We start from the raw sequence: 26,810 nt of genomic DNA, 5'->3' as shown, positions 1-26,810 counted from the left end.
AATTAGTAGTTCTAATCTAAATGTGGTATGATGGATACTCGGAGGTGTCTCTCATGATTGTAGCGACGCTAGAAAGCGTATTAATATTAGATAAGGCAGAGCAGCTTGCAAAAGCGATTATCTGTTCAGATATAGCAGAAGATTATCGTAAGTATTATAGAGAATTACATGAAGATATGGAACTTCAGACGTTAATTCAGCAATTTACAGCGATGAAAGAACGGTATGAGGAAGTACAGCGTTTTGGAAAATACCATCCTGACTATACTACCGTGTCGATGAAAATGAGAGAATTAAAGCGTTCTGTGGACTTACATGATAAGGTTGCAGCTTTTAAAAGAGCAGAAACTGCTTTGCAGAAGTTATTAGACGAAGTTAGTGTAGCAATCGGTTCGGAAGTGTCTTCTTCCATTAAAGTGCCAACAGGAAATCCATTCTTTGATGCTGGTGGTTGTGGTGGAGGTTGTGGTACTGGCGGAGGTTGTGGTTGTAAAAAAACGGGGTGATGTACCCCGTTTTTTAGAAGTTGGAAGAAAACGTATACAGAGTTTGTCCTGTAATGTTATAAATTTCTGATTGGTTTTCATAGAATATAAAATATATGTTTTTAAAAGGAGAAGATGGAGAAGATTATGTTCGGGCAACGACAAAGTATGATTGTTTATTTACATTCATTGAAACATGCCAAGATTTTAAGGAAATATGGTAACATACATTACATATCAAAACGATTAAAATATGCTGTAGTATATTGTGATATGGAACAAATTGAGCATATGATGCATAAGTTGAACAAACTTCCTTTTGTGAAAAAGATAGAACAGTCGTATCGCCCGTATTTAAAAACGGAATTTGAAAATTCCCGTCCTGATCGAGCAAAAGAATACGATTATAGCTAATAGAAAAAATCCCCTGCTAAATTTAGCGGGGGATTTTTCACTTGAAATATAGTGTTATTTCATCGGAGGAATGAAATTATTCATTCGTAAAATACCAATTAAATGATTAAAAAATAGTTCTTTTTCTGGGAAAGTTGTAGATGGTTTTACAGTAAAGGTAGCCACTTTTTTCCCAAGTTGTTCTGCCGTTTCTTCAAATAAAACGACACGTTTACTTTTTTTATTTTCAAATACAGGAATGCCTTCACGACATATGTATAATGGCTGGAAATCACCAGTAGTAGTTGGTTTTAATATTACAACAAGCGAACACACTTTTTTATCGTTTTTTATCGTTTCAAATTGTAACATATGTGCTATACGTTCTTGATTTGTTTTGGCAATTTCAAGTAATTCATATAAATCAGAGTAGCCTTCTCCAAGTTCTATAAAGCGCTGAATCATATTTTTTCCTCCTCTTTCTTTTACTGTACCATTTCACTTTTTAAATGAAAAGCACACAAAGAAAAAAAACCCTGCATAGCAGGGCCCTTCTTATACTAGCATGTGCTAGTAAGAAGGCAAAGGGAGAGGAGAAACCGGAGGAAGAACTTATGGGGAAACGTAAGTCTTCTCCGCGGTTGGCAACAACATCGAAGGTGATGTTGTTATAATTATTTATGTCCAATCTAAATGAAGATATACATAATGAAATTAAATTTTATGTTGGGCTTTTTATTTTTCTTTTTTTTATTTTGTGATAGGATAAAAAAGATAAAGTGGAACTAATATACATATTGGATTCACTTTAGTGAATGATGAGATGAATACATAAAAATAACGAGTGGTTATTTGATGCTGAGTTTTCTAATATTTAGGTGAATGTAATTTGTTAACGGTTACCGAAGTAGAAATGGCTTTCAATAATCGCTCGATAGATTGAAATAAAGGTAGTGACAACAGATGAGAGTAGTTTCAGGAAAATGTAAAGGACACCCACTTAAAGCGGTTCCTGGTAATACAACACGTCCAACGACAGATAAAGTAAAAGAATCTATTTTTAATATGATAGGCCCTTATTTTGATGGTGGTATCGCCCTTGATTTATTTGGCGGTAGTGGTGGTCTTGGAATTGAGGCTTTGAGTAGAGGGATCGATAAAGCAATTTTTGTTGATAGGGATAGTAAAGCGATAAAAGTGATTCATCAAAATTTAGAAAGCTGTAGAATACAGGAACAAGCTGAAGTATATCGAAATGATGCGGAACGTGCAGTAAAGGCGCTAATAAAACGTGAAATGTCATTCGATCTTATATTAATAGATCCTCCATATAAAGAGCAAAAAATTGTATCTTTAATTAGTGTAATGGATCAACATGGATTACTACATAGTGATGGATTAATTATGGCAGAGCATGGTAATGATGTGGTTTTACCGAATTCAATAGGCAGGCTTGTGAAAGTACGAGCTGAGAATTATGGGATTACTGCAATATCGATTTATAAGTATGAAGGTGAGGGGACAGAATGACAAGTATAGCTATTTCTTCAGGAAGTTTTGATCCAATTACCCTTGGGCATCTGGATATTATTAAAAGGGGAGCAAAAGTATTTGATGAGGTGTACGTAGTCGTTTTAAACAATTCATCAAAAAAACCATTCTTTTCAGTTGAAGAGCGATTAGAACTAATTCGAGAAGCGACAAAGGATATCCCGAATGTAAAAGTAGATTCGCATAGTGGGCTGTTAGTAGAGTATGCAAAAATGCGTAATGCAAATGCAATATTACGTGGTTTACGAGCAGTTTCTGATTTTGAATATGAGATGCAAATTACTTCTATGAATCGAAAATTAGATGAAAATATTGAAACATTTTTTATTATGACAAACAACCAATATTCATTTTTAAGCTCGAGTATTGTGAAAGAAGTTGCGAGGTATGGAGGAAGTGTAGTAGATCTTGTACCTCCTATTGTGGAGCGTGCTTTAAAAGAAAAGTTTCAAACCCCGTTAAAGTGAACGGGGTTTTTCTTTATACGTGCGCAAAAATAATAAAATAATATATAAGTATAGACAAAATAATGTAAAAATTGGTCCGTAATGTATAAAAGATGTCCAAATTTCATGTAGTATAGAAGGATGCTTGGATAAAAATACAGGAATATCTTTTGGTATAGGTGAGAAAGAACTCACTTTCTCATAAAATGGTGTCCAAAATACAAATGTAAAAATAGGGGCAAGAATACTTTGAATAATTCGTGCGAAAAAATAGGGTTTAAATCGGATATCTGTTTCAGCTAATATGCTAGCAACTTGTGCCTGAATAGAAAGACCGCTAAATGCTAAAATGAAGCTTGTTACAATAGCTTGTTGTAAGAGCGGTGTTTCATTTATTTGACTAATCATTTGGCTTCCGAGTGTCATTTCGAAAATACCTGATAATATAGGTATACTAAAATCTGTACTTAGTTGGAAGAATGATAAAATATGTTGCATAATAAAAGAAAGAGCTGCTGTAATGTGGAATACAGTAATCATTTTATTTAACACAGAGAATAAAATAATAAATCCGCCAATCATAAGTAATGTTTGAATAGAAGAAACGATAGCATCCCCAAGTAATTTACCGATTGGCCTTTTTTCTTGTAAGCGTGTCTCGTGAAGAATTAAAAAAGGGTTTTGAAAGCGGCGTTTTTTTGTAGTGTGTGTGTTATTTTTGTAAGCGGTATTATGTCCGTAAAAACGCATAATTAATCCGACGGCAAAGTTACTGAAATAATGGGCAGCCGCTAATATAATTCCTAATTTCGGATTATTAAAAAAACCGATAGACACAGCACCGAAAATAAAAAGTGGATTAGAAGAATTTGTGAAAGAAACGAGGCGCTCCGCTTCAATCTGAGTTAAAAGATTGCTTTTTCGTAGTCTAGCGCTTAATTTGGCGCCTGCAGGGAAACCAGAAGCCATTCCCATGGCCCAAACAAATCCACCTATCCCTGGAACGCGAAAAAGTGGGCGCATGAGTGGTTCTAATATAACGCCAATAAATTTTACAACACCGATACTAATTAGAAGTTCCGCAATGATGAAAAACGGTAGTAGTGAAGGGAATACAACTTCCCACCATATATTTAACCCGCGAATAGAAGCTTGCAAAGCGGCTTGGGGGTGGAGTACAAGAGAAAAGGTTAAAAATAGCGTTGATATGGTAAGGAAAGCGGTTTTCCATTTTTCATACATGTAAGTAAATCCCCCTTTGTCCCAAAAAACGTTCATTTCAGTATACGTGGATACGTAGTGAATTTAGACCATAAGTATGAAAAAGGAATGAAAAAAATTAAAGGGTGAGAAAAATGAAAGAACCAAAGATTGGTTTAGCACTTGGGTCTGGAGGAGCGAAAGGGTTTGCTCATATTGGTGTAATAAAGGTTTTAAGGGAAGCGGGTATCCCTATTCATATGATTGCAGGAAGTAGTATGGGGGCGCTAATAGGTACGTTTTATGCGGCAAGTAGTAACGTTGAAAGATTGTATAAATTGGCATCTGTTTTTAAGCGGAAGTATTATTTAGATTTCACGGTACCAAAAATGGGATTTATTGCTGGAAAACGTGTCAAAGATATGATTAAAATGTTTACATATAATAAAAATTTAGAAGAGTTAGATATCCCGACGGCTGTTGTGGCTACTGACATACTGAAGGGGGAAAAAGTGGTTTTTACAAGTGGGCCAGTTGCAGATGCGGTGAGGGCTAGCATATCTGTTCCTGGAGTGTTTGTACCAGAAAAAATAGATGGACGATTATTAGTGGATGGTGGAGTTATTGATCGCATCCCAGTATCGGTTGTGAAAGAGTTAGGGGCCGATATTGTTATCGCTGTTGATGTATCTCCAATTAAGGTGAATGGAGATGTTACGTCCATTTATGACGTAATCATGCAAAGTATTGAAATTATGCAGCATGAGCTTGTAATGAATCGGCAAATTGCATCGGATTTAATGATGCGACCAGCTGTAGAGCAATTTAGTTCACGTGCTTTTACGAACATTGAAGACATTATTCGAGTTGGAGAAGTAGAAGCGGAAAAACATGTTTCAAATATTTATTTATTAATTGAGCAGTGGAAGGAGAAACATAATGTTTAAGCGTTTTCGGTTTATATATGCAATCTTAATAGGGGTTATATTGGCGATGTTACTTGTTTACGTACGTTTACCGTATTATGTAACAAAACCAGGAATGGCTGCCAAATTAGAGCCTTACGTTCAAGTTGAGGGTGGAACGAAAGAATCTGGTGATTTTATGCTTGTTACGGTTTCAATGGGGCCAGCAAATGTGGTGAATTTAATAGCGGCACAGTTTAATAAATATACACATATTTCGAAAGCGGAAGAAATATTGCAAAAAGGTGAGAGTGATGAAGAATATCAATTTCGCCAAAATTATGCGATGAAAGATTCACAAAATGCAGCAATTTATAATGCATATAAACGTGCAAATCGCTCTGTTTCTTTTGAAAATAAAGGTGTATTAGTTGCTGGTGTGGCAAAAGGAATGCCGTCAGAAGGAAAGCTTAAGCTTGGTGATGTTATTATAGCTGTTGACGGAAAAACATTTGAAAAGACGGAGCAATTTATTGAATATATGACTGGGAAAAAAGAAAGCGATGCTGTAAGTATTGAGTACATGAGAAATGGAAAACAATTGAAAGAAAATTTAAATGTAAAGACGATTCCTAATGGAAATGGACGTGTCGGTATAGGTGTTTCTATCGTTACGGAAAGAGAATTAGTGGTCGATCCGAAAGTGAAAATTAATTCTCATGAAATTGGTGGACCATCCGCAGGTTTAATGTTCACATTAGAAATATATAATCAACTTGTGGAAGAAGACTTAACAAAAGGACATGAAATAGCTGGAACAGGTACAATTAATGAAAAAGGAGAAGTGGGCCCAATTGGTGGTATAAATCAAAAAGTGGTGGCTGCTAGCGATGCCGGGGCTGAAGTGTTCTTTGCGCCAAATGAAAAAGGTGCGGAGAAATCGAACTATAAAGATGCACTTGAGACTGCAAAGGATATTAAAACAAAAATGAAAATTATACCAGTGGATACGCTGGATGATGCGTTAACATATTTAGAAAAGATGGATAAGGAAAAAACCTCTCTGAAATAGAGAGGTTTTTTTTATAGGAATTTTGTAGTTGTTTCATCATAGCGAATAGGATGGTGTGTTATATCCTGTTTTAATAGTTGCGTGCGTAACGGTTCGTGCATGATGGAGAAATATACAGAGTTTGCTTTTTTCTCTATATCTAAAGCGGCATGGTCAAATGTTTTTGTATGAGTAAGGATTGGAAGTTCGATTTTTTTCTTGTTTTTTGAAAGATAAGTTTGTCCTTTTTGTGACATGCCTAACAGGCGGATATATGGTGCGTGTTGTTCTATATTTGCGCTACGTATTTCTTCTTTTGTTGTGTTTGTTAAAATGTGTGTACAAGCTCTTTGTAATCTAGTCCATGTATAACGTTTTGTTTTTAATGCTTCCATGAATGAATAGAAGGAGGAACTGTTTTGTATTTTTGATAAAATACGATGCTCTAAACCTTCTTCTATTTCATATATATGTCGTAAGTCCCCTGGAGACATCGTCATGAGTTTATATTTAAAAAATGAAAAGTATTGTTCCCAATTATGTAATATCCCGTAGTTTTGTTTGTAATTTGCTAAAAGCGAAGTGGTTGCCTGTGGGAGAAAAGGTTCAATTGTTGTAAATGATCCTTCTTCGCTAAAGAGTTGTTTTCGGATGCTTGTCGCGCTTGCAATATATTGGTCATTAAATGTTTCATCATGATAATGAGAGGCAAATCTTTGTATAGTCTGAGCTTGTATAGAACTATTTTGTGACAGAATTGCTTTCATATATTGGAAGCCTAAAATATTATTTGGTTGTGACATATCTATGTTGTTTTCGGATGTTAAAATGTGTGAGAAAGCATCTGATGTTGCTTTTGCATAACTATTACCAGCGTCCATGAATTGTTTTACAAGGCAGTTAAAAGTCTCTTCTTCGTTTTTTTGTACGGAGATGGTATTATAAAAATTTTTGATTTGTCCATCCTCACTACCGAAACAAATTTCAGAAACACGTAGGGCATTTAAAATGGAAATAGCACCATTTGCGAAGGTTTCAGCCTTCTGTGTTGCAAAGACGTATGGAAGCTCTACAACAAGGTCTACGCCGTTTGCTAAGGCCATTTTAGTGCGATACCATTTGGAAATGAGTGCGGGCTCACCACGCTGTAAAAAAGGACCACTCATAACGGCAATTATTATATCGGATTGTGTTAACTTTTTTGTCTGTTGCACATGATAAAGATGACCGTTATGAAAAGGGTTATATTCAACAACAATACCACCAGCTTTTATGGTAATCTCTCCTTTCGATGTAGCATCTTTTTGAAAAACGTGATACTCTATATATTATTTACTATGATGACTTCATTATAGTGTAAAGAAAAAACATTGACAAATATAAAATGGCTAGCTATAATTTTGTTTGTTGCCTTGAGGTGATATGATATGAAATGGTCCATCCATCAATTGAATAAATTGAGAAATAAAGGATTGACATTGGATGAGATGGTAGATGTAAGTGAGCTAAAAGAGGTCGAGAAAGATATTCGTGAAATTAATCCTGTGCATGTAAAGGGAAGAGTTGATTTTGGCTCCGGTAAGTTTACGTTTCATCTACATATAACTGGAAGCATGGTTTTACCATGTTCTCGCTCTTTAGTAGATGTGACATTACCATTTGACATTAAAACAACTGAGGTGTTCCAAACTTCACAAGAAGAATTTGAAACTGAAGCTGAAATTCATTCTTTAGAAGGAGAAGTACTTGACTTACTGCCCGTAATCAAGGAAAATATACTTTTGGAGATTCCAATGCAAATTTTCAGTGATGATGTTTCTGGTGGAGCACCGACGCAAGGTCAAGACTGGCAAGTGATTTCGGAAGAAGACAAAGAAAAGACTGTTGATCCAAGATTGGCAGGACTTGCAAAGTTTTTTGACAAATAATCGGAAGACTGGTTCAGGCCTTCATATGAAAATAACTATTTCTTTTAAGGAGGTGGGAAGAATGGCTGTACCTTTTAGAAGAACTTCTAAAACAGTAAAAAGAAAGCGTCGTACGCATTTCAAATTATCAGTACCTGGTATGGTAGAGTGCCCAAGCTGTGGTGAAGCGAAATTAGCTCACCGTGTATGTAAAGCATGCGGTACTTACAAAGGTAAAGAAGTAATCAGCAAGTAATTGCGGGAAAATAAACGCAGAAGATATCTTCTGCGTTTATTTTTTTTGTCTTAATCTTTAGTTGTTGTATTCTATCTTTTCTAGTAACTGCATATGCTTAATAAAAAATGCATAGGGAGGACTAGAGAGATGGCGACAACAAGACAAGATGCTTGGACTGATGATGAAGATTTGCTTCTGGCAGAAGTAGTACTCCGGCATATTCGAGAAGGTGGAACACAACTTTCTGCCTTTAAGGAAGTGGGGAAAAATTTATCACGTACACCAGCAGCATGTGGATTTAGATGGAATTCTTACGTAAGAAAGCAATATAAAGAACGTATTGAGGAAGCAAAGCAACTTCGTAAAGTAGAAAATTATGAAGTGAAAGAGACGAAGGTGTTAGAACCTACGTCAATTACGTTGAATGATGTTATTGATTTCTTGCAAAATTATAAAGATGAAAACTCTTTAACGGTGTTGCAACAACAAGTTGAATCATTACAAACAGAAAGAGAGCGTCTTCTGGAGCGATTATCAGTATATGAGGAAGAGTATAGAACATTACTTGATTATATCGATCAAAAAAGAAGTGTAATGGTAGTGGAAAGAAATAATGCTCGCTCGAATGAGAAGTTAGAGAAGCTTAAGAAATAAAAAACAGCTGTTATACAGCTGTTTTTTTTATTTATTTCTTAAGCCGATTCTTCGTTTGTAACCGTATTCAAATTTGTTTCTGGATGCCAAATATAAAAATCTCCATCAGTTACTGATACGGGGTTGAAATTTAATTTATCCCAAAAACCAGATGAATGAATACGCGCTATCGTTTTAATAGGAAATTGCATTTGTTTCGCATGATTTACAAGCATTTGCCCGAATCCTTGTTTTTGAAAAGTTGGTAATACTTCAAGTTTATAAAGTTCTAGGTAAGGACCTGTAATTTCGAATGGTTCTCCGCCGTTTCTTTTCATATATAGACTCATACGTGCAATTAGTGATCCGCCATAATAAATACCGTAAAATGGAGATTCACTGTCGTTTTCAATAATGTTTGCTTGCAATTCTTCCAGCATAGATAGTTCTTGGGCTCCGCACCCTTTAAATTTTTTAAATTCATCTAACGTTTTATAATTGATGAGCAAGCGCTCAACTTTTGGGAATCCCATTACATCACATCCTTTTCTTATCTCGTTGAATGCAGAAAAGTAAAAATATTTACAATAATAGTATAACTCATTTTTTTATTTTTATGAAGAAGATAGTATATTTCTTTTATTATTTTTTTGAGTATTTGCTAAACTAAGAGTATAAGTGTATTAATAGGCAGTATATACGTAGTGAAAAATGAAAGTGTATTTGTTTGGCAGAGGACAACGAAATTATAGGGCGTTCTCATGTACTTTAAAAAGATATAAAAAAGGGGGGAGGCAAGGGCGCTTAATGTGAATCCCTTGTGTGAAAATGAAAATTGGAATTGTCGGACCAGGTGCTATTGGTCTATTGTATACATTTTATTTACAAAAAAGTAACCAAAATGTTACGTTGTTTACAAGAACAGCTAAGCAGGCTGAAGAGTTAAATGAAACAGGTGTAACTTGTATTAGAGATGGAACATGTGAAACAGTATATCCATCTGTTTTACCGATAGAAAGTATGGTAGCGCAAAATTTAGATTATATATTTATTGCTGTGAAGCAATATCATATAGATGACATACTACCGTTTGTGGAAGGGGCATCATCATTAATCTTTTTGCAAAACGGAATGTCACATCTTCAAAAGATGCTGAACATAGGGAGTGAAAATATAGCTGTTGGTATTGTAGAACATGGTGCGAAAAAAGAGGGAGGGCATATCGTTCATCATACTGGAGTTGGGGTAACAAAATTTGGAGTGGTTTGTGGTCAATCTATACATTTTGAAAGTGTATTCCATTCTTTTCCTGTTTCTTATTTTCCAGTTCAAATAGAAACGGATTGGAAAGAGATTATGCATAAAAAATTAGTAGTAAATGTATGTATCAATCCGTTGACGGCGTTATTGGGAGTTAAGAATGGTGAATTAATCAAGAATCGTTTTTTTTATCAAATGATGGAGCAAGTGTTTCAGGAGGTCGTATTTCTTATTAGAGGAGAAAAAGAAATGGTATGGAAAATGGTACGCAATGTGTGTGAAGGAACGTCTCGTAATACATCCTCTATGCTAGCGGATGTAAGAGCGAATAGACAGACGGAAATTAATGCGATTGTTGGATATGTATTAGAAGAGGCTAAGAAACAGCAACGACCAGTTCCGACACTTCAATTTTTGTTCGATGCAATAAAAGGTTTAGAAACAAGAGTATAAGTGTTATTCTTTGCTTTTACTTGAAACATTGACTACAATGTGGATTGGTGAGAGAACTGGATACGAAAGGAAGAATTATATGGAGATAAAAGAAATCTCTGTTCCGCAACAAGGTGTTGTAGCGGACTATATGAACGGTAAAAAAGAGATACAGTCATGTTTTGATTATATGTTAACAGAAGATGCTTTTAAACAGCGTTTACATGATTTGCGTGAAAGGGAGTTTTTCCGCCAAGATTTAGTAGCGCATTTATTAGAATATAATACAAAATTACAAGCGGGAGAATCTACACTTCAAAATGTAAAAGCGCTTGGAGATGAAAATACATATGTTGTAATAGCTGGACAACAAGCGGGGTTATTAACTGGACCGCTTTATACAATTCATAAAGTTATTTCAATTTTAAAGCTTGCAAAGGAAAAAGAAGAAAGTTTAGGGGTGAAAGTTGTCCCTGTCTTCTGGATTGCGGGTGAAGACCATGATATGGATGAGATTAACCATACTTTTGTAGCGAAAAATAAAAAGATGAAAAAAACTATTTTTTATGATCGTAATCCGAAAAAGGCGAGTGCTTCTGAGTCTGAACTTTCTGTTGAAGATTGTAGAAATTGGATTGAAGAGATTTTTAAAACATATCCAGAAACAAATTTTACAAAGGATGTATTAAAATTTGTTGATGATGCTTTGGAAAAATCGAATACTTATGTAGATTTCTTTGCTCATCTTATTACGAAAATCTTTGCTAATTCTGGTTTAATCCTTGTTGATTCACATCATCCTGAATTAAGAAAGTTAGAAATTCCATTTTTTAAGCGAATTATAAGTAAGTATAAAGAGGTACAAGAGGGCCTTCGTAATCAGCAGGAAGTAATTAAAGAACTAGGATACAAACCGATTATTGAAACGAAGTCTCATGCAGTGCATATATTCATGGAAATAGATAATGAACGAGTATTGCTTGAAGAGCATCAAGGTAAGTTTGTTGGAAAGGATGGGGCGCATTCATTTTCATACGAAGAGTTGATTGAAGAGATGGAGAGAAATCCGGCACGTTTTAGTAATAATGTTGTAACACGTCCTCTTATGCAAGAGTATGTATTTCCTACGCTCGCATTTATTGGAGGTCCAGGGGAATTAGCTTATTGGAGTGAATTACAACAAGTATTCCATACTGTCGGTTTTCAAATGCCACCTGTCGTTCCTCGTCTTACAATTACTTATGTGGAGAGATATATAGCGACAGATTTATTCGATCTGCAATTGAGAGAAAGTGATCCGTTTTTAAATGATGTAGATAAACTGCGTGAAAACTGGTTGTCTAATCAAATAGAGGAACCGATTGATGATCATTTTGAAAAGGCGAAAAAAGAAATTGCCGATATTCATACATCTTTACAGCAATTTGTAAAGAAAATAGAGCCGGGGTTAGGTGCGTTTGCAGGGAAAAACGAATTGAAAATTAATGAACAAATTGAACTGCTGGAAAGAATGTTGAAAAGAAATGTTGAGAAAAAGTATGAGGTTCAGCTAAATAAATTTCGCCGTATACAATTCGCACTTCGTCCATTAGGTGCGCCGCAAGAACGTGTGTGGAATGTATGTTATTATTTAAATCAGTTTGGTTTGGATTTCGTTGATCGTGTAATGGAAAACCCTTTTTCTTGGGACGGAAAACATCATGTTATAAAACTATAAAATCTTGCTCTTTGGAGCAGGATTTTATTTTTATTCCGTTGAATTTACTGTGAAGTGATTTTTTTCTGAATTATCAATCAAAAAAATAGATATGGTAATTGTGTTGGATACTTAAATATATGACAAAATAGCACAAAATGTAAACGTATTATTCGCTTTTTCGACAGTTTTTTATTTAAATTCCCGCAAAAGATGATAAAATTTAGTATATAATAAAAGAAAATAGCGATTTGTATAGTATGTTGCCTTTATTGGTAAGTTAAATGAGTCGTTCTTTCGTATTATTTCATTCTCTAAGCATGAAAGATGTGTTTAGAGGAAGGGATACATTCAACATAATTAATTGGAAAAAGAGTAGGTGCAACAATGTTTAAACACGTAACAGTGCTTTTAAAGGAAACAGTAGACGGCTTAGATATAAAGCCAGATGGTACATATGTAGATTGTACACTGGGGGGAGGAGGACATAGTTCTTATTTATTATCCCAATTAACTGAAGGTGGAAAATTAATAGCGTTTGATCAAGATGAGATAGCGATTCAAAACGCGAAAGAAAAGTTCTCTTCATACGGTGAACAGTTTATAACAGTAAAGAGTAACTTCCGCTATTTAGCTGAAAAACTGCAGGAAATAGGTATAACAGAAGTAGACGGTATTTTATTTGATTTAGGTGTTTCATCCCCACAATTAGATACACCAGAGCGAGGCTTTAGTTATCATCATGATGCACCGTTAGATATGCGGATGGATCAAGATGCCCCATTAACAGCATATGATGTTGTAAATAGTTGGTCATATGAACAACTTGTAAGGATTTTCTTCCAATACGGTGAAGAGAAATTTTCAAAACAAATTGCAAGAAAAATTGAAGCTTATCGTGAGAATAAAGCTATTGAAACGACAGGAGAATTAGTAGAGCTAATTAAAGAAGGTATTCCGGCTCCTGCTCGTAGAACTGGTGGGCATCCTGCTAAGCGAGTGTTTCAGGCAATTCGTATAGCTGTAAATGATGAATTAAAAGTATTTGAAGAAGCATTGGAATCTGCTATTGAGATGGTTAAGCCAGGTGGAAGAGTTAGTGTTATAACATTCCATTCATTAGAAGATCGCATTTGTAAAACAACGTTTAAGCGAAATAGTACAACGCCACAATTGCCGCCAGGATTACCGATTATTCCTGATGAATTTAAGCCGAAATTAAAGCTTATTACAAGAAAACCGATTTTACCTTCTGATATAGAGCTAGAAGAAAATAATCGTGCGCGTTCTGCGAAGTTGAGAATCGCTGAAAAACGATAAAAGGGAGAGAGAGGTATGACTAATTTAGCTGTAAAGTACAAACAACAAGCGCAAGAAGAGGTGCAAATTCAAACGCCCCCACAGCAGATGGTTAAGCCGAAAGTTAAAGCGAAAATTACAAGAATCGAAAAACTGTTGTATGTAGCGTTTATTGGCTGTTTATTGTATGCCTGTGTCGCGTTTATTGGAAATAAAGCAGGCCTTTATCAAGTTAATGTAGAAGCAGCGACGATAGAAGAAAAAATTGTACAGCAGCAAAAAGAAAATCAAGAATTACAAGCTGAAGTAGAGAAGTTAAGTCGCTATGAACGAATCGCTGAAGTTGCAAAAAAACACGGGCTAGAAATTAATGCGAATAATGTGAAAGGCCTCAAATAAGGCAATAGGTGTGAAGGAACGATGAAGAAGAATATGACTAAATTTCATACCAATAAGGGAGCAGGTTATTTTATGATATTTTTCCTCCTGCTCTTTTTGCTGTTATTAGCCCGATTTTTTTACATACAATCAACAGGAACAGTTCATAATCAAGATTTAGATGAACTTGCTAAACAAAAGCATAGTAAAACAGGAGTTCTTGAAGCGAACAGAGGAACCATTTATGATCAAAACGGTCATGTGTTAGCGCAAGACGCAAACTCTTATAAAATAGTAGCCGCCCTAAAAGGTGCTAACTCTGTTGAGAATAAAGAAGATACTGCAAAGAAAATTGCAGGAGTACTTGGAAAAGGCGAAGAGGATATTTTAGCTTCTTTAAATAAGGAAGGTAGAAGTCAAGTCGAATTTGGAACGTTAGGTAAGGATTTGACGAAAGAAAAGAAGGAACAAATAGAAGCGTTGAAGTTGCCGGGAATATCTTTTATTACAGAAAATGCAAGGGTGTATCCAAACGGTGATTTCGCATCTTATGTTATAGGTCATGCAAAACCAAATGAGAATGGAACCTCGGTAGGTCAATTTGGCATAGAGAAAAGCTTGGATAAATATTTAAGTGCTTCTAACGGAGAAGTAGCATATACAGGTGATCGTAAAGGTGTGTCTCTTGATGGTGGAAAAGTTAATGTAAAGGCACCTAAAAATGGAGATAACGCGTATTTAACAATTGATCAACGTGTCCAAAGTTATTTAGAAGACGCGATGAAAGCAGCAAGTAAGCAATATGAACCAGAAAGTTTAATAGGGATTGTTGCAGATCCGAAAACTGGAAAAATATTAGCGATGTCTACTAAACCTAGTTATGACCCTAATGATCGTCAAATTAAATATTTCTTCAATGACGCAATTGCCAATGCATTTGAACCTGGATCAACAATGAAAATTTTCACGCTAGCGGCAGCTATTAATGAAGGTGTGTACAAAGGGCAAGATTATTATCAGTCTGGGACATATCAAGTCGGAAATAGGAAAATAAAAGATCATAACGGCGGTGCTGGTTGGGGCTCTATCACGTTTGATGAAGGGGTAGAACGTTCTTCAAACGTAGCGTTTGCAATTTTAGGAGATCAAAAACTTGGTCCAGAACGTTTCCGAAAATATATTCATAGTTTTGGATTAGATGAAAAAACGAACATTGATTTATCAGGTGAAGGATCGAATACAATTTTATTTGATCAGCAAATACAACAAGTGACAACAGCTTTTGGACAAGGTTCCACTGTAACACCAATTCAGCTTGTACAAGCTGCAACAGCTATTGCAAATGATGGGAAAATGATGAAACCTTATGCAATTGATAAAATTGTAGATCCGATAACAGGGAAAGTAAAATTAGAACATAAGCCAGAAGAAGTAGGAAAACCTGTTACAAAGGAAACAGCAGCGCAAGTAAGACAGTTATTAGAACGTGTTGTTACATCTCCGAAAGGTACAGGGACAGCTTATAAAATTGATGGATATTCAGTTGGTGGTAAAACAGGTACAGCGCAAATTCCGGATGGAAAAGGCGGCTATATGACAGGAAGACAGAATTATATATTCTCATTCTTAGGTATGGCACCAATGGACGACCCACAACTTGTTGTTTATGTAGCTGTAAAACAGCCGAAATTAAAAGATGATGAGAACGGTGCACAGCCTTTAGCTGATATTTTTAAATATGTAACAAAAAATAGTTTAGAGTATTTAAAGATTAAGCCAAATGAAGTGAAAGATCCGAAAAAACATCTGAAAGAGCAACAAACTACTGTTCCAGATGTAACTGGTAAAACGATGGCTGAAGCGGGGAAAGCAATTGATAAAGCAAAACTTCGTCCAATCGTATTAGGTGAAGGGAAAGTACAGCAACAAGTACCAAAAGCGACTGAACAAACATTGAAAGGCGACCGAGTCTTCTTGGTAGGAGATAAGCCTACAATGCCAAATATACAAGGATGGGCACTGCGTGATGTTATGAATTTAGCGAAGACATTACAGCTTAACTTGAAGCCTTCTGGTACAGGATACGTAACAGAACAAAGTGTGGCGGAAGGAACATTATTACAACCTGGTACAGAATTAGGTGTCACACTCGTACCGCCACTCGAACCACAACAAGAAGCAGAAAAGCCGTAATGGTAAAAGAGAAGAAGTTCTAATTAAATAAGTACAAGCATATATTGGAACAAGCTAGGCGTAAGGGAGGCTTGTTCCGATATGCGTGTATCAAATGTAACAGTTAGAAAACGACTTATTTTTATACTTATATCAGGTATACTTATCTTCACTATTATCGATATTCGTCTTGGATATGTGCAATTTTTTCTTGGGAATATGTTAACGGATCGTGCGAAAGATTCATGGAGTCGTAATATTACTTTTGAACCCGAACGTGGGAAAATTTTAGACCGAAATGGTGTGGAACTTGCCACGAATAAAAGTGCTCCAACTGTCTTTGTTGTACCGAGGCAAATTGAAAAACCAGCAGAGACTGCAGAGGAGTTAGCTGCAGTATTAGGTGTGGAAAAAGATGAGATTTATAAGAGGATTACAAAAAAAGAATCGATTGTAAGGTTAGATAAAGGCGGAAGGAAAATATCACATGACAAAGCGAAAGAGGTACGAGGCTTAAGTTTGAAGGGCGTGTATATCGCAGAGGATTCTATCCGGTACTACCCATTTGGGAATTTTTTATCACATGTATTAGGTTTTGCAGGTAGCGATAACCAAGGTCTTATGGGACTAGAAAAATATTATGATAAGGAGCTAAATGGGGACAAAGGTCATGTGCGTTTTTTTGCAGATGCGAAAGGACAAAGGATGCCTAATGTTGGTGATGATTTCAAAAAACCAGAAGCTGGTTTAAATTTAGGATTAACAATCGATGCGCGTATTACAAGGATTATGGAAAGAGAAATGAATATTGCGGAGTCAACTTATAATCCAGACGGTATGATTGCGATTGCAATGAATCCTAAAAATGGTGAAATTTTAGGTATGTCTAGTCGGCCGAGTTTTGATCCAGCGGATTTTCAAAGTGTCTCTCCAGAAGTGTATAACAGAAATCTACCTGTGTGGAGTACGTATGAGCCTGGTTCAACATTTAAGATCATTACATTAGCTGCAGCATTAAATGAAAATTTAGTAGACTTAGAGAAGGATACGTTTTATGATGATGGAGCAGCTGAAGTCGGTGGAGCTAGATTGAAATGCTGGAAAGCAGGAGGTCATGGCAGTCAAACGTTTTTAGAAGTCGTTCAAAACTCATGTAACCCGGGATTTATTGAACTTGGTGATCGCCTTGGTAAAGACCGATTATTTAAATACATTCGTAATTTTGGTTTTGGGCAGAAGACTGGAATTGACTTGCAAGGTGAAGGCAGTGGGATTTTATTTAATTTAGATAAAGTTGGTCCAGTAGAGCAAGCAACAACTTCATTCGGCCAAGGGGTTTCTGTTACACCAATTCAACAAGTAGCAGCTGTAGCGGCGGCTGTAAATGGTGGAACATTGTATCAGCCGTATATAGCTAAGGAGTTTATTGATCCAAAAAATAATCAAGTTGTTAGTAAAAAGACACCTGTTGAGAAAAGAAAAGTTATTTCCAAGGAAACTTCAGAAAAAGTTCGTTATGCATTAGAGAATGTTGTAGCGAAAGGTTCTGGTAAAGGAGCTTATATTGATGGATATCGTGTAGGTGGAAAAACGGGTACTGCTCAAAAGGTGAAAGATGGTAAATATTTAGAGAATAATTATATTGTATCTTTTATCGGATTTGCTCCAGCGGATGATCCAGAGATTGTTGTGTATGTTGCTGTTGATAATCCAAAAGGGGTTACACAGTTTGGTGGAGTGGTAGCAGCTCCAATTGTCGGGAATATCCTTCGAGATGCGCTTCCTGTTATGGGAGTGAAACCGAGAAAAGAACAAGTTGAGAAAGAATATAAATGGGGCGATACACCAACTGTGGAAGTTCCGAATTTAATTGGAATGAAAAAGAAAGACTTACAAACACAACTCGTCGATTTGCAGCTTGATATAAGTGGAGATGGAGAGAAAGTAATTAAGCAATCACCAGAAGCGGGAGCTAAAGTAAAAGAAGGCTCAAAAATTAGAATTTACTTCGGGAATTAAAGGTAACATAGTACGTTTTATGGTACAATTGGTGGAAGTGAGTTCTTTATAGAACAGTTACTTAATGTGAGACAATAAGTGTCTCATTCATAAATAGGCTAGTAGCACTTACCTCCTTATATAGGAGGTAATGTGTTGCTTACTGAAAAAAAGATAAATAAACAATGTAGAGAGGGTTTAGTGAAATGAAGTTGCATACACTTTTATCATGTTTGCATGATTTTCCAGTTGTTCCAAAAGAAAATCCAGAAATCACATCTATAGAAGCTGATTCACGTAAAGTGAAAGAGGGAAGCTTATTTGTATGTATGAAAGGATATACGGTTGATAGCCATGATTTTGCTAAGCAAGCAGCGGCACAAGGAGCGGCTGCTATTGTTGCGGAAAGACCAATTGATGTTGACGTTCCAGTTGTACTTGTGAAAAATACTTTTCGTTCGTTAGCGGTTTTAGCTGATTATTTTTATGGTCAACCGACACACAAGTTACATTTAATCGGAATTACAGGTACAAATGGAAAGACAACAACATCGCATATTATGGATGAGATTATGCGAGCACATGGTCATAAAACAGGGCTAATTGGAACGATTAATATGAAAATCGGTGATGAAACATTTGAGGTGAAAAATACAACACCAGATGCACTAACACTTCAACAGACGTTTTCAAAAATGGTTGAACAAGGTGTGGACAGCACGGTAATGGAAGTTTCGTCACATGCGTTAGATCTTGGTCGTGTACACGGATGTGATTACGATGTAGCGGTGTTTACGAATTTAACACAAGATCATTTAGACTATCATAAAACGATGGAAGAATATAAACATGCAAAAGGGTTACTATTTGCACAGCTTGGCAATAGTTATAATCATAATCGTGAAAAGTACGCTGTGCTGAATAGCGATGATAATGTAACAGAAGAGTATATGAGAAGTACTGCAGCAACAGTTGTAACATATGGTATTGATACAAGAAGTGACATTATGGCAAAAAATATCGTTATGACGAGTGGCGGGACTACATTTACGCTTGTCACACCATATGAAAGTGTAAATGTTACGATGAAATTAATAGGTAAATTTAATGTATATAACGTACTTGCAGCAACAGCAGCAGGACTTGTTTCGGGTGTGAAATTAGAAACAATCATTGCTGTTATAAAGGAACTAGCTGGGGTTCCAGGACGTTTTGAAGTTGTTGATGGCGGACAAAATTATACAGTTATTGTTGATTACGCGCATACGCCGGATAGTTTAGAAAATGTATTAAAAACTGCAAAACAATTTGCAAAAGGTGATGTGTATTGTATCGTTGGTTGTGGCGGCGATAGGGATCGAACAAAGAGACCGATAATGGCAAGTGTTGCAACGAAATATGCAACTCATGCAATTTATACATCAGATAATCCAAGAAGTGAAGATCCAGCGGCTATTTTAGATGATATGGTACAGGGTGCAAGTGGGAATAATTATGAAGTGATTATTGATAGAAAAGAAGCGATACACCATGCAATCGCTAATGTGAAAGCAGATGATATCATTATTATTGCTGGTAAGGGTCATGAAACGTATCAAATTATTGGTAAAGAAGTTCATCATTTTGATGATCGTGAAGTTGCCAAAGAAGCAATTACAGGGCGTTTAAACAACGAAGAGTAACAACGTGAGAGGAGGACTACATGTGCTTGAGCAAGGTTTATTAGTAACGGCTGGGGTAGCATTCTTAATTTCTGTTGCCCTTTCGCCATTGTTTATTCCATTTTTAAGAAAATTAAAGTTTGGACAGAGTATTCGTGATGAGGGACCAAAGTCACATCAAAAAAAATCAGGGACACCGACAATGGGTGGTATTGTCATATATGTATCTATGATGGTCACTTCACTTATTATGGCGATTAAGTTTAATCATTTAGGTGCAGAAGTTTCGTTATTATTATTAGTGACATTTGGTTATGGATTGATTGGATTTTTAGATGACTACATAAAGGTAGTTAAGAAGAGAAATCTTGGTTTAACATCAAAACAAAAATTAGTAGGTCAGCTTGTTATTGCTATTGCGTTCTTTTTAATTGGAAAAGGGCAAGCATTTCACACATATATCATGATTCCAGGTACGGATGTTAAGTTTGAATTAGGTTGGGCGTATTTTGTACTTGTACTATTTATGCTAATCGGTGGCTCGAATGCGGTTAACTTAACTGATGGTTTAGATGGTTTATTATCAGGAACAGCGGCTATTGCATTTGGAGCATTTAGTATTATTGCAGTAGCACAAGAACAATTTGGAGTTGCGATATTCTGTATGGCAGTTGTCGGAGCAGTACTTGGATTTTTAGTATTCAACGCGAATCCAGCAAAAGTATTTATGGGGGATACAGGTTCCTTAGCTTTAGGTGGAGCTATCGCAGCTGTAGCAATTTTATTAAAACAAGAATTACTACTTGTAATTATTGGTGGAGTATTCGTAATGGAAACTTTATCTGTTATTATTCAAGTTATTTCGTTTAAAACAACAGGGAAACGTGTCTTTAAAATGAGTCCATTACACCACCATTATGAATTATGTGGTTGGTCAGAATGGCGCGTTGTTGTAACGTTTTGGTCTGTAGGATTTTTATTAGCTGTGTTAGGAATTTATATCGGGGTGTGGATGTAATTGAAAACTGTAACTGAATTTCAAAATAAAAATATTCTTGTATTAGGCATTGCAAAGAGTGGTTATGCAGCAGCTACTTTGTTGCAAAAATTAGGGGCGAATGTCATTGTAAATGACGGAAAGCCTTTAGCAGACAATGTACTTGCTGCAGAATTACAAGCAAAAGGAATGGACGTTGTATGCGGTGGCCATCCTTTAGAATTATTAGAGAGAAATATTTCTCTTGTCGTTAAAAATCCAGGAATCCCGTATTCTAATCCAATATTAGTTGCTGCGAAAGAAAAAGAAATTCCAATTGTTACGGAAGTTGAATTAGCATATCGTATTTCAAAAGCACCATTTGTTGGAATTACAGGGTCTAATGGTAAAACGACGACAACAATGCTGACATTTGAAATGTTAAAAGAAGGACAAAAGCATCCTGTTATTGCAGGGAATATAGGAACTGTAGCTTGTGAAGTAGCACAGGATGCAAAAGAAAATGAAGTTGTAGTTACAGAGCTTTCATCGTTCCAATTGATGGGAGTAGAATCGTTCCAACCTAAAATTGCAGCGTTCTTAAACTTATTTGAAGCCCACTTAGATTATCATGGGACGAAGAAGGAATATGGTTTAGCAAAAGCAAATGTTTTTAAAAACCAAACAGAAAACGATTATAGTGTAATAAATGCGGATGATGCAGATGTGATGGAGTTATCTGCGGATACTAAAGGTCAAAAAATCCTGTTTTCGACAACGAAAGAAATTGAAGATGGCGCGTGTATAAAAGATAACGCTCTTTATTTCAAAGGTGAAAAAGTTGTTGAAGTAAGCGATATCGTTTTACCTGGTCAACATAATCTAGAAAATATTTTAGCTGCGATGAGTATTGCGAAATTATTAGGTACTTCTAATGAAGCAATTACGGTCGTGTTAAAACGTTTTACGGGTGTAAAACATCGTTTAGAATATGTAACAACGATTAACAACCGTAAGTTTTATAATGATTCAAAAGCAACGAATATGTTAGCGACTGAGAAAGCACTATCTGCGTTTACACAACCGATTGTGTTACTAGCAGGTGGGCTTGATCGTGGAAATGAATTCGATGATTTAATTCCGTATTTCAAAAATGTAAAAGCGATTGTAACATTTGGACAAACAGCTCCCAAACTAGTAAGAGCGGCAGAAAAAGCGGGATTAGATATAATTGAAAGTGTCGATACTTTAGATGAAGCAGTGGTGAAAGCTTATGCTCATTCTAAAGAAGGTGATGTTGTTCTTCTTTCTCCAGCGTGTGCAAGCTGGGATCAATTTAAAACATTTGAAGAAAGAGGAGACATTTTTATACAAGCTGTGCATAAACTTATATAAAGTAAATCAAAACATCAGTAGGCTAACACCTACTGATGTTTTGTTACATAGGGCAAAAGGTTCTGCCTAAAGAGGTGGTGTTTGTGGGTAATGAAGAAAACGCCTGATTTTATTCTCATCATCGTAACACTTTCATTGTTGACAATCGGAATGATTATGGTTTATAGTGCGAGTGCAGTTTGGGCCTCTTATAAAATGGGGGACTCATTCTTTTTTGCCAAAAGACAATTACTGTTTGCGGGTCTTGGTGTAGTAGCTATGTTTTTTATTATGAAAATTGATTATTGGGTGTGGCGTACGTATTCAAAAGTAATTTTGCTAGTTTGCTTCATTCTTCTTATTCTCGTTCTTATTCCTGGAGTAGGTCTTGTTCGAGGAGGAGCACGAAGTTGGATTGGTATCGGAGCATTTTCGATTCAACCGTCAGAATTTATGAAGTTTGCGATGATTATTTTCTTGGCAAAGTTTTTAGCGGAACGGCAAAAATTGATTACATCTTTTAAACGTGGTTTATTACCGGCTCTTAGTTTTGTGTTTCTTGCTTTTGGGATGATTATGTTACAGCCAGACCTTGGGACAGGAACGGTAATGGTTGGGACATGTATCATTATGATATTTATTTCGGGAGCGAGGGTCTTTCACTTTGCGATGTTTGGTTTGCTTGGTGTAGCAGGGTTTGTAGGGTTAATCGCATCAGCACCGTATCGAATGAAGCGCATTACATCATATTTAGATCCGTGGGCAGATCCGCTTGGAAGTGGATTTCAAATTATCCAATCATTACTCGCAATTGGACCCGGTGGATTATTTGGGCTTGGACTTGGACAAAGTAGACAAAAATTTCTTTATTTACCTGAACCACAAACTGACTTTATATTTGCAATCTTATCCGAGGAATTAGGTTTTATTGGTGGTTCATTTGTGTTATTATTATTTAGTCTATTATTATGGCGCGGGATTCGTATCGCATTAGGAGCGCCAGATTTATATGGTACGTTTTTAGCAGTAGGTATTGTGGCGATGATTGCGATTCAAGTAATGATTAATGTTGGTGTTGTAACAGGACTGATGCCTGTTACGGGTATTACCTTGCCGTTTTTAAGTTATGGTGGATCAAGTTTGACATTAATGTTAATGGCAGTAGGTGTATTATTAAATATAAGTCGCCATTCTCGCTACTAAACCCTGTTTATAAGACAGGGTTTTTCGTATGTGTGTAAAAATGCAATATGTATATAGAAATAAATATAATGGAAATAAGAAAAGAGAAGCGGAGGAGTTAGTAGTGCGTGTATTAGTGAGTGGTGGGGGTACTGGTGGTCATATTTATCCAGCTCTTGCTTTAATTAGAGAAATAAAAAAGTTAAATCCAGAAGCAAGATTTTTATATATTGGTACGGAAAATGGACTAGAGAGTACAATCGTTCCAAAAGCAGGTATACCATTTCAATCTATTGTTATAAGTGGATTTAAACGAAAAATATCATTAGATAATGTGAAGACAGTAATGCGTTTTCTAAAAGGTGTACAGGATAGTAAACGATATATTCGTCGTTTTAACCCGGATATCGTAATTGGAACGGGTGGATATGTATGTGGACCAGTTGTATACGCTGCAGCCAAATTAGGTATTCCAACTATTGTACATGAACAAAATAGTGTACCAGGTGTAACGAACAAATTTTTAAGTCGTTATGTTGATAAAGTTGCTGTTTGTTTTGAAGCAGCTACAGAGCATTTTCCAGAGTCAAAAGTGGTAATGACAGGTAATCCGCGAGCATCAGAGGTAATGGATCAAAATGGGATGAAAGGGAAACGTTCAGTTGGGCTTTCTCTTCCTAAAAAGTCTGTACTTATATTTGGTGGAAGTCGTGGCGCTAGACCGATTAACGATGCCTTCGTTGAAGCAATTGAACAGTTTGGGAACAAAAGCTACGAAATACTATATGTAACAGGTGAAGTACATTATGACAAAGTGATGGAAGCCGTGAAGCAAAAAGGGAACCCGAACAATGTTATTATTAAGCCGTTCATTCATAATATGCCAGAGGTACTAACTGGTGTAGACCTTGTTGTTTCAAGGGCTGGGGCAACAACACTTGCAGAATTAACAGCGTTAGGAAAACCAAGTGTGTTAATACCGAGTCCGTACGTAACAAATAATCATCAGGAAAAGAATGCACGTTCAGTTGTTGATAAAGGAGCGGCAAAAATGTTACTTGAAAAAGATTTAACAGCTGAAACGCTTATTCGTGATATTGATGAGATTTTATTGGATGCACAAACATTACAAAATATGAAGCTAGCTGCTAAGAAACTAGGTATTCCAGATGCAGCAAATAAGCTGTATGAAGTAATGAATAAGCTTGTAAAAAAATAAAGTGAGGTTTTAATCAGTGGGGAGTGATTCTCTCTCGTTGATTATTACCTTTCACTAATCGGATGTTTACTGGCATCCCGATACCGCCTAACTTCTTTGTTACTGCCGAATTTTGATTTAGGAGCTGTACTGCCCGTAAATAGAGGGATAACGTTAGGTGAACGCCCTGCATATTATTGTCATAAGGAGACTTAATATGGGGGAGATTGTCTATGGAACAATTAGTAAATGAGCTTATAGAAGCAGACGTTGGTCGTGTTTTAGTTAACGAGTCGTTAGCACGTTATACAACTATGAAAATAGGTGGACCAGCGGATATTTTAATTGTGCCTAAGCATGTAGCCGGTATTGAAAAAACATTACAGTTAGTAAAGCAATACAAAACGAAGTGGACTGTAATTGGGCGCGGTTCAAACCTTCTTGTATCTGATCAAGGCATAGAAGGTGTTGTTATTCGTTTAGGAGAAGGATTAGATCACTTAGAGGTCGAAAAACATAAGGTAAGAGTTGGTAGTGGATATCCTCTTATTAAATTGTCAACTTTACTTAGTCGTCAAGGGTTAGCTGGATTGGAGTTTGCAAGCGGTATTCCAGGAAGTGTCGGTGGTGCAGTATATATGAATGCAGGTGCACATAAATCGGATATATCGAGTGTATTATCCAAGGCTCTCATTCTGTTTGAAGACGGTACAATTGACTGGTTAACGAATAAAGAACTGGAGTTTTCTTATCGGGCATCTGTATTGCAAACGAAACGTCCTGGTATTGTTTTAGAGGCGGAGTTTCAATTACAGGCGGGAAAACGTGAAGAAATTGTACGTAGCATGCAAAATAATAAAGATTACCGCCGTGAAACGCAACCATGGAATCACCCGTGTGCAGGAAGTATATTTCGGAATCCAATCCCACATTTTGCAGGCGATTTAGTAGAAAAAGCAGGGCTTCGTGGTTATAGGATTGGTGGAGCTCAAATTTCTCAAATGCATGGCAATTTTATTGTTAATACCGGGGGGGCTTCAGCGCAAGATGTATTGTCCTTAATTGAATTAATAAAACATACAATTAAGGATAAATTTGATGTAGATATGCACACAGAAGTAGAAATCATTGGAAGATAACGGTTATTCGTTCCGCTCATTATCATTTATGTTATAATAAGAAGATAAGAACGGCATGAGGAACATGCCGTTCTTTATGTTACATAGGGGGATCGTACATGAATAATAGTAAAGTGATTAAACTACAAGATCGTGTACCAAAATTGAAAAATCAAAAGAAAAAAAACAAAAAAAATGTTAATCATCGATTGATTTTATACATATCAATTTTATTTTTATTAGTGCTCTTTTTAATTTATTTTCGGTCTCCGCTTAGTAATATAAAAAAGATTAGTGTGTTTGGAAATCACTATATGACGGATGAGCAAGTAATGAAGGATTCAGGCGTGACATATGATACAAGTTATTTCCGAGTGACAGCACATAAAGCTGAAGAAAACTTAACGAAGCGAAAAGAAATTAAAGCAGTAAATGTAAAAAAACGTTTTCCAAACAAGATTGATGTTCATATTGAAGAATATTTAACGATTGGTTATATAAATAAAGAGGGAAAATTACAACCGTTATTAGAGAATGGAAAAACACTTGATGTACTACCTAATGGAAAACTTCCTGTTGCAGCACCGATTTTCGAACCTTTTAAAGAAGAGAAAATGAAGGAGTTAATCGCTGAACTAGAAAAGTTAACACCAGCTATTTTAAAATCTATTTCGGAGATTCGCTATTCTCCAACGAATGCGAATGAAGATCATCTTACTTTATATATGAATGAAGGTTATGAAGTGAGCACTACGATTCAAAATTTCGCAAAACGTATGGAAGCCTATCCGCTTATTTTAAAAACAATTGAGCCAGGTAAGAAGGTATTAATTGACTTAGAAGTAGGTGCATATACGAAAGAATTAGGTGCGGAAGAAAAAAAAGAATAGAATGGTAGTTTTCGTTGCTTATAGCAGAAAAAACAAAACAAACGTTCTATTATATGCATACGAATTTAGAAGAATGGTTCATTTGATGAAAAATATGTAAAAATTCTTAGATTCATACTAGTATTGGTACAAGTTTCACTTTTCTATGAGTACATCTTAGTGTAGACTTATACTTGGCGGTAAACTTTACACTCGAAATAGAATTATTTCAAGATAAGCAGTTATTCATAGTTTACTGCGATATTCTTAATTGAATGCTAAATAAAAATAAGAAAAATATAGGGTTAAAAAAGGGAAACGTATAAAGACGTTGAATATTTTTCTTATAAATAGTAAAGTTGCGATTGTTGTTCCATATATTGAGTTG

26 protein-coding genes are annotated in these 26,810 nt (G+C 35.9%); 22 read left to right on the top strand and 4 right to left on the bottom strand.

The window, feature by feature from the left end; translation table 11 throughout:
* Positions 1-53 precede the first annotated feature (53 nt).
* A complete protein-coding gene (locus tag MHI26_RS20295) occupies positions 54-506 on the top strand; it encodes a YlbF family regulator (protein ID WP_000634366.1) in 453 nt (150 codons plus the stop codon).
* A 126-nt stretch (positions 507-632) separates the two neighbouring features.
* Positions 633-899, top strand: coding sequence for a YlbG family protein (locus MHI26_RS20290; protein WP_002082261.1), 267 nt, complete (start codon positions 633-635; stop codon positions 897-899).
* Positions 900-953: 54 nt separating this feature from the next.
* On the opposite strand, the gene MHI26_RS20285 is transcribed toward MHI26_RS20290, so the two are convergent.
* Positions 954-1,343, bottom strand: coding sequence for a DUF7147 family protein (locus MHI26_RS20285; protein ID WP_061666355.1), 390 nt, complete (start codon positions 1,341-1,343; stop codon positions 954-956).
* A gap of 498 nt (positions 1,344-1,841) precedes the next feature.
* Between MHI26_RS20285 and rsmD the strand changes: the two genes are divergently transcribed.
* A complete protein-coding gene (gene rsmD, locus MHI26_RS20280; protein ID WP_001266977.1) occupies positions 1,842-2,408 on the top strand; it encodes a 16S rRNA (guanine(966)-N(2))-methyltransferase RsmD in 567 nt (188 codons plus the stop codon).
* The gene (coaD, locus tag MHI26_RS20275) at positions 2,405-2,896 is read left to right on the top strand and encodes a pantetheine-phosphate adenylyltransferase (RefSeq protein WP_000200601.1); all 492 of its coding nucleotides are present in this window, start codon (positions 2,405-2,407) and stop codon (positions 2,894-2,896) included. Before rsmD ends, coaD begins: the two co-directional genes overlap by 4 nt.
* On the opposite strand, the gene ylbJ is transcribed toward coaD, so the two are convergent.
* Entirely contained in the window at positions 2,888-4,117 is a 1,230-nt protein-coding gene (gene ylbJ / locus MHI26_RS20270; protein ID WP_061666356.1) for a sporulation integral membrane protein YlbJ, read from the bottom strand. The genes coaD and ylbJ overlap by 9 nt on opposite strands.
* 113 nt (positions 4,118-4,230) lie before the next feature.
* On the opposite strand from ylbJ, the gene MHI26_RS20265 reads away from it, so the two are divergent.
* The gene (locus MHI26_RS20265) at positions 4,231-5,022 is read left to right on the top strand and encodes a patatin-like phospholipase family protein (RefSeq protein WP_000662590.1); all 792 of its coding nucleotides are present in this window, start codon (positions 4,231-4,233) and stop codon (positions 5,020-5,022) included.
* Positions 5,015-6,052, top strand: a complete 1,038-nt coding sequence (locus tag MHI26_RS20260; protein WP_000476296.1) for a SepM family pheromone-processing serine protease — start codon at positions 5,015-5,017, stop codon at positions 6,050-6,052. Before MHI26_RS20265 ends, MHI26_RS20260 begins: the two co-directional genes overlap by 8 nt.
* A gap of 11 nt (positions 6,053-6,063) precedes the next feature.
* Here the strand turns inward: MHI26_RS20260 and MHI26_RS20255 are convergent, their stop codons facing one another.
* Positions 6,064-7,245, bottom strand: coding sequence for a nucleotidyltransferase (locus MHI26_RS20255; protein ID WP_003307657.1), 1,182 nt, complete (start codon positions 7,243-7,245; stop codon positions 6,064-6,066).
* A gap of 213 nt (positions 7,246-7,458) precedes the next feature.
* Between MHI26_RS20255 and MHI26_RS20250 the strand changes: the two genes are divergently transcribed.
* The 3 genes from MHI26_RS20250 to MHI26_RS20240 all read left to right on the top strand — a co-directional run bounded on the left by MHI26_RS20250 (position 7,459) and on the right by MHI26_RS20240 (position 8,830).
* Entirely contained in the window at positions 7,459-7,959 is a 501-nt protein-coding gene (locus MHI26_RS20250; RefSeq protein ID WP_061666357.1) for a YceD family protein, read from the top strand.
* A 61-nt stretch (positions 7,960-8,020) separates the two neighbouring features.
* Positions 8,021-8,194 (top strand): 50S ribosomal protein L32, encoded by a 174-nt coding sequence (gene rpmF / locus MHI26_RS20245; RefSeq protein ID WP_001984764.1) that lies wholly within the window; start codon positions 8,021-8,023, stop codon positions 8,192-8,194.
* Positions 8,195-8,323: 129 nt separating this feature from the next.
* On the top strand, positions 8,324-8,830 hold the full coding sequence (locus MHI26_RS20240; RefSeq protein ID WP_000246470.1) for an RsfA family transcriptional regulator: 507 nt from the start codon (positions 8,324-8,326) through the stop codon (positions 8,828-8,830).
* A gap of 38 nt (positions 8,831-8,868) precedes the next feature.
* Here the strand turns inward: MHI26_RS20240 and MHI26_RS20235 are convergent, their stop codons facing one another.
* Positions 8,869-9,342: an N-acetyltransferase gene (locus tag MHI26_RS20235; RefSeq protein WP_000506697.1), complete on the bottom strand. Its 474-nt coding sequence runs from the start codon at positions 9,340-9,342 to the stop codon at positions 8,869-8,871.
* A gap of 295 nt (positions 9,343-9,637) precedes the next feature.
* Here MHI26_RS20235 and panE point away from each other — a divergent pair, with 295 nt between their 5' ends.
* The 13 genes from panE (at position 9,638) to divIB (ending at position 26,443) form a co-directional block, all read left to right on the top strand.
* The gene (gene panE, locus MHI26_RS20230; RefSeq protein WP_042973393.1) at positions 9,638-10,522 is read left to right on the top strand and encodes a 2-dehydropantoate 2-reductase; all 885 of its coding nucleotides are present in this window, start codon (positions 9,638-9,640) and stop codon (positions 10,520-10,522) included.
* Positions 10,523-10,601: 79 nt separating this feature from the next.
* Complete coding sequence (bshC, locus tag MHI26_RS20225) at positions 10,602-12,218, top strand: bacillithiol biosynthesis cysteine-adding enzyme BshC (RefSeq protein WP_000403035.1); 1,617 nt, start codon at positions 10,602-10,604, stop codon at positions 12,216-12,218.
* 366 nt (positions 12,219-12,584) lie between these two features.
* On the top strand, positions 12,585-13,517 hold the full coding sequence (gene rsmH, locus MHI26_RS20220; RefSeq protein ID WP_000472508.1) for a 16S rRNA (cytosine(1402)-N(4))-methyltransferase RsmH: 933 nt from the start codon (positions 12,585-12,587) through the stop codon (positions 13,515-13,517).
* A 15-nt stretch (positions 13,518-13,532) separates the two neighbouring features.
* Positions 13,533-13,895: a cell division protein FtsL gene (ftsL, locus tag MHI26_RS20215; protein WP_061666358.1), complete on the top strand. Its 363-nt coding sequence runs from the start codon at positions 13,533-13,535 to the stop codon at positions 13,893-13,895.
* A gap of 21 nt (positions 13,896-13,916) precedes the next feature.
* A complete protein-coding gene (locus MHI26_RS20210) occupies positions 13,917-16,067 on the top strand; it encodes a penicillin-binding protein (RefSeq protein ID WP_086407626.1) in 2,151 nt (716 codons plus the stop codon).
* Between the two features lie 81 nt (positions 16,068-16,148).
* Positions 16,149-18,065, top strand: coding sequence for a stage V sporulation protein D (locus MHI26_RS20205; RefSeq protein WP_001266221.1), 1,917 nt, complete (start codon positions 16,149-16,151; stop codon positions 18,063-18,065).
* A 185-nt stretch (positions 18,066-18,250) separates the two neighbouring features.
* Positions 18,251-19,726 (top strand): UDP-N-acetylmuramoyl-L-alanyl-D-glutamate--2,6-diaminopimelate ligase, encoded by a 1,476-nt coding sequence (gene murE, locus MHI26_RS20200; RefSeq protein WP_000766288.1) that lies wholly within the window; start codon positions 18,251-18,253, stop codon positions 19,724-19,726.
* A 22-nt stretch (positions 19,727-19,748) separates the two neighbouring features.
* Complete coding sequence (gene mraY, locus MHI26_RS20195; RefSeq protein ID WP_000893058.1) at positions 19,749-20,723, top strand: phospho-N-acetylmuramoyl-pentapeptide-transferase; 975 nt, start codon at positions 19,749-19,751, stop codon at positions 20,721-20,723.
* A complete protein-coding gene (gene murD / locus MHI26_RS20190; RefSeq protein WP_000860097.1) occupies positions 20,724-22,076 on the top strand; it encodes a UDP-N-acetylmuramoyl-L-alanine--D-glutamate ligase in 1,353 nt (450 codons plus the stop codon).
* A 90-nt stretch (positions 22,077-22,166) separates the two neighbouring features.
* Complete coding sequence (gene spoVE / locus MHI26_RS20185; RefSeq protein WP_000753521.1) at positions 22,167-23,258, top strand: stage V sporulation protein E; 1,092 nt, start codon at positions 22,167-22,169, stop codon at positions 23,256-23,258.
* 103 nt (positions 23,259-23,361) lie between these two features.
* Positions 23,362-24,456 (top strand): undecaprenyldiphospho-muramoylpentapeptide beta-N-acetylglucosaminyltransferase, encoded by a 1,095-nt coding sequence (murG, locus tag MHI26_RS20180; RefSeq protein ID WP_014894899.1) that lies wholly within the window; start codon positions 23,362-23,364, stop codon positions 24,454-24,456.
* Between the two features lie 212 nt (positions 24,457-24,668).
* On the top strand, positions 24,669-25,574 hold the full coding sequence (gene murB, locus MHI26_RS20175) for a UDP-N-acetylmuramate dehydrogenase (RefSeq protein ID WP_000437028.1): 906 nt from the start codon (positions 24,669-24,671) through the stop codon (positions 25,572-25,574).
* A gap of 98 nt (positions 25,575-25,672) precedes the next feature.
* A complete protein-coding gene (gene divIB, locus MHI26_RS20170; RefSeq protein WP_001065791.1) occupies positions 25,673-26,443 on the top strand; it encodes a cell division protein DivIB in 771 nt (256 codons plus the stop codon).
* The last annotated feature ends 367 nt before the right edge of the window (positions 26,444-26,810 follow it).

This window comes from Bacillus sp. FSL K6-1218 (genome assembly GCF_038006445.1).
GTDB lineage: Bacteria > Bacillota > Bacilli > Bacillales > Bacillaceae_G > Bacillus_A > Bacillus_A thuringiensis_S.
The sequence above is the reverse complement of the archived record's forward strand: the minus strand, read 5'-3'. Positions and strand labels throughout refer to the sequence as shown.